We start from the raw sequence: 3,610 nt of genomic DNA, 5'->3' as shown, positions 1-3,610 counted from the left end.
AACGGTTACATTGCGTTTGGCTATCTCCTGGCCCAGTGCTTTGGTGGCGCCTATCATACCTGCTTTGGCGGCAGAATAGTTTACCTGCCCTGGCTGCCCTTTTAAGCCACTTACCGATACCATATTGATGATACGTCCGTAGCGGTTCATAAGCATATTGTTCAGTACCTGTTTGGTAACGTGGTACATACCATTGAGACTGGTATTCATTACGCCGTCCCACTGATCTTCTGTCATACTCATCATCAATGTGTCGTGGCGTACACCCGCATTGTTGACCAATACTTCTAATACTGCTTCTTTATTTACCTCCTGCCATGCAGACAACACTGTTTTTACTTCTTCTTTGTCAGACACGTCAAATTGTAAAGCTTCACCTGCAACGCCATGGATTTGCAGCAGTCGGACAGTTTCATCTGCCGCTTCTTTGTTGCCCTTATAGTTGACCAGTACATGGTAACCCATTTCTGCAAGCTTAATGCAGCACGCCCTGCCTATACCTCTTGATCCTCCTGTTACTAACGCGAATTTGTTTTCCATGCCTGTTATATCTTCTTTTTAAAATGTGCTACTATGTCGGTGTCTTTCATCCATGTTTTTACAGCACGCATATTGGCCGAAGGAGCGAAATCTTCTTTGAAGAAGGGGAATATCTCGCGCACGCCATCATACATCCAACGGGTAGCAGGAGCCAGCCTGTCTGCTATCTCCCTGATGTCTATCGCCTGCACCAGTGCTACTGCTTCAACAGCCAGTACTTCGTAAGCGTTGTCTATCACACGGCTGCACATCATAGCAGCGTTGGTGCCCATACTCACAATATCCTGGTTGTCATTGTTGTTAGGAATACTGTGTATGTACATAGGATTACTTAATGTCTGGTTCTCTGCTACGGTTGACGTAGCAGGATACTGCATACCCTGTATCCCAAAGTTTAATCCTAACCTGCCTGCATTGGCAAAAGCCGGTAGCTTTTTGTTCAACGCCGGGTTCAGCAAAAAGTTCAGCTGGCGCTCAGACAACATAGACAGCTTGGTAACAGCTATTTTCAATTTGTCCATTTCCAACGCTACATAGTCGCCATGGAAATTGCCGCCATGAAATATATTCTTGTTCTTGTAATCAACAACAGGGTTGTCGTTTACAGAGTTCAGTTCGTCTATTATTACTTTCTCGGCATTCAGCACCGTATCGAATATCGGGCCGAGTATCTGGGGTACACAACGCAGGGAGTAGTATTCCTGCACTTTGTCCTCAACCACGGTCTCGGTCACTTTCTTTTCGTACAGGTGCTCGTGGCGTTTGCGCATTAGTCGGCTGTCATCGCCTAAAATACGCATCCACTCTGCAACCGCACGTTGTCCGTTGTGGCGTTTTACATTATTCAGTTCGGCAGAGAAATGGTCGTCATAGGCTTCCATCATTTCGTTCACCATCAGCGAGAGCAGCATACTCCATAACACCAGCCTGTGTGCGCGTATCACGTTAATGCCGCCAATACCTGTCATAGACGAGGTGCCGTTCATCAACGCCAACCCTTCGCGACCATTAATATCCAAAGGCTTTAAATTCAGCTCTTTGTACACATCTGCAGCAGGTACTATCTCTCCACGAAACTGGAATTCACCTTCGCCAATCAGCCCCAATGCCAGGTGTGCCAGCTGTACGAGGTCGCCACTGGCACCTACGCCACCGTGTGCATAAATGCATGGGTAGGCCTCGTGGTTGATCAGGTCGGTCATGAGCTGTACCAGGTCGGGGTGAACGCCGGAGTAGCCTAATACCAGTGTATGCAGGCGGGCCAGCATCATGGCACGGCTCTGTATGGTATTGAGCATATCGCCCATGCCTGAGCTGTGGCTGCGTATCAGGTTGTACTGGAGGCTTTTCTTGTCCTCGTCATTAATACGGTATTGCGCCATAGGGCCGAAACCCGTATTAATACCATATATCAGCTTGTCCTGCGAAAAGGTTTTCAGGAACTCATAGCTGCGTGTCGCTTCTTTCACAGCAGAGGCGGTCAGGTTGACCTCTTTCTGATAAAGGACAATCTGCTCAAACGCGTCTAAATCCAAAGGTTTTCCACCCAGTGCGATCATATTCTATTGTAGGGATAAACTTGTTAAGGGGAGCAAAAATATAAAAAATCAACCCCCTACGCCCCCAAATGGGGGAATTATTTGCAATATTAACGACTATAAACGGACTAATACTGCGGCATAACGGGTTTTGTTCCCATTATTCCGTCAATACGCTCCATTACTTCATCTGTCAGTTTGGGCAGCACATCCAGCGCTTTCAGGTTCTCTGTAAGCTGAGCCTCTTTGGTAGCACCGAGTATAGCCGTTGTTACATTAGGATTTTTTATGCACCATGCTATGCTGAGTGTGGCCAATGTGGTATCCAAGTCTTTAGCTACATTTCCCAACTCGCGAACATTTTGTATACGTGCTTCGCTTAGTGTCCTGTCCTTAAGCCATTCAAAGCCTTGCAGTCCCAGGCGGGAATTCTCAGGTATACCGTCGTTGTATTTTCCTGTTAACAAACCTGAGGCCAGCGGGCTCCAGATAGTAGTGCCCATGCCTATATTCTTAAAGATAGTATAGTAGTCTACCTCCATTTTATGACGCTCGAACAGGTTGTACTGCGGTTGCTCCATCGCCGGGCCTATCAGGCGCAGGTCTTTGGCTACCATATGGGCTTCCATTATCTCCGGGCCGCTCCACTCGCTGGTGCCCCAGTACAGTATTTTTCCACGGTTGATGAGCTGGTTCATCGTCCATACTACTTCCTCAATAGGCGTATTCTTATCAGGACGGTGGCAGAAGAACAGGTCCAGGTGATCTACCTGCAGGCGCTCCAGCGCTTCATCGCATGCTTCTACAATGTGTTTGCGGCTCAGGCCTGTCTGGTTAGGCTTGTTGGCCTCGCCGCGCCAGCCGAAGAATACCTTACTGCTGACCACATAGGATGAGCGCTCCCAGTTCTTACTTTTCAGCACACGACCCATCATTTTTTCCGACTCACCACGCGAGTACACTTCCGCATTATCGAAAAAGTTGATGCCATTGTCGTAAGCCAGGCTCATCAGCCTGTCTGATACCCCATCATCTATTTGTTTGGCGAAGGTCACCCAGGAGCCGTAAGATAATACGCTCAATTGCAGACCCGTTTTGCCCATTCTCCTGTATTCCATAGTTATTTCTTTTCAGTAGTTAAAGATGAGGATTTTTAGCCTGTTATGGGATAAAGGTTGTTTATGGTCGGATAGGTTAACATACCAAATGCCCAAAATGTTGTTATATATTACAACTATGCTTAATTGTTAAGTAATGTTAAGTGTTGTTACAAAATTTTACTTAACAACATTTTCTGCAAATGACTGGTTTTGAGCTGCTTGTGATTTTGCTGTTTGTTGTGGTATAACAACGTGTAATTTGTCGTTATGTATAACCTGTGTCAGTTTTCATGGCAATATTTCAAAGAGCTAATTATTTGTAAATATACGTAATATTGTTATTTATTCCAATAAATAATCGGCACTTACCATGATATTCCCCGGACGTTTTTCTGAATAGAACATGGGTAGCCAGCCTGCAGTTTTTTCGGA

Annotated in this window: 3 protein-coding genes; all 3 read right to left on the bottom strand. The window is 46.1% G+C overall.

Annotation, left to right across the window (positions count from 1 at the left end):
- Positions 1-540: SDR family NAD(P)-dependent oxidoreductase (locus H6550_16640; protein MCB9047765.1), on the bottom strand; the 540-nt coding region annotated here is incomplete at its 3' end.
- A gap of 5 nt (positions 541-545) precedes the next feature.
- A complete protein-coding gene (locus H6550_16635) occupies positions 546-2,099 on the bottom strand; it encodes an aromatic amino acid lyase (protein MCB9047764.1) in 1,554 nt (517 codons plus the stop codon).
- 107 nt (positions 2,100-2,206) lie between these two features.
- Positions 2,207-3,196 (bottom strand): aldo/keto reductase, encoded by a 990-nt coding sequence (locus H6550_16630; GenBank protein MCB9047763.1) that lies wholly within the window; start codon positions 3,194-3,196, stop codon positions 2,207-2,209.
- Between the last annotated feature and the right edge of the window lie 414 nt (positions 3,197-3,610).

This window comes from Chitinophagales bacterium (genome assembly GCA_020636495.1).
In the GTDB taxonomy this organism is placed as follows: Bacteria; Bacteroidota; Bacteroidia; order Chitinophagales; family Chitinophagaceae; genus UBA5543.
The sequence above is the reverse complement of the archived record's forward strand: the minus strand, read 5'-3'. Positions and strand labels throughout refer to the sequence as shown.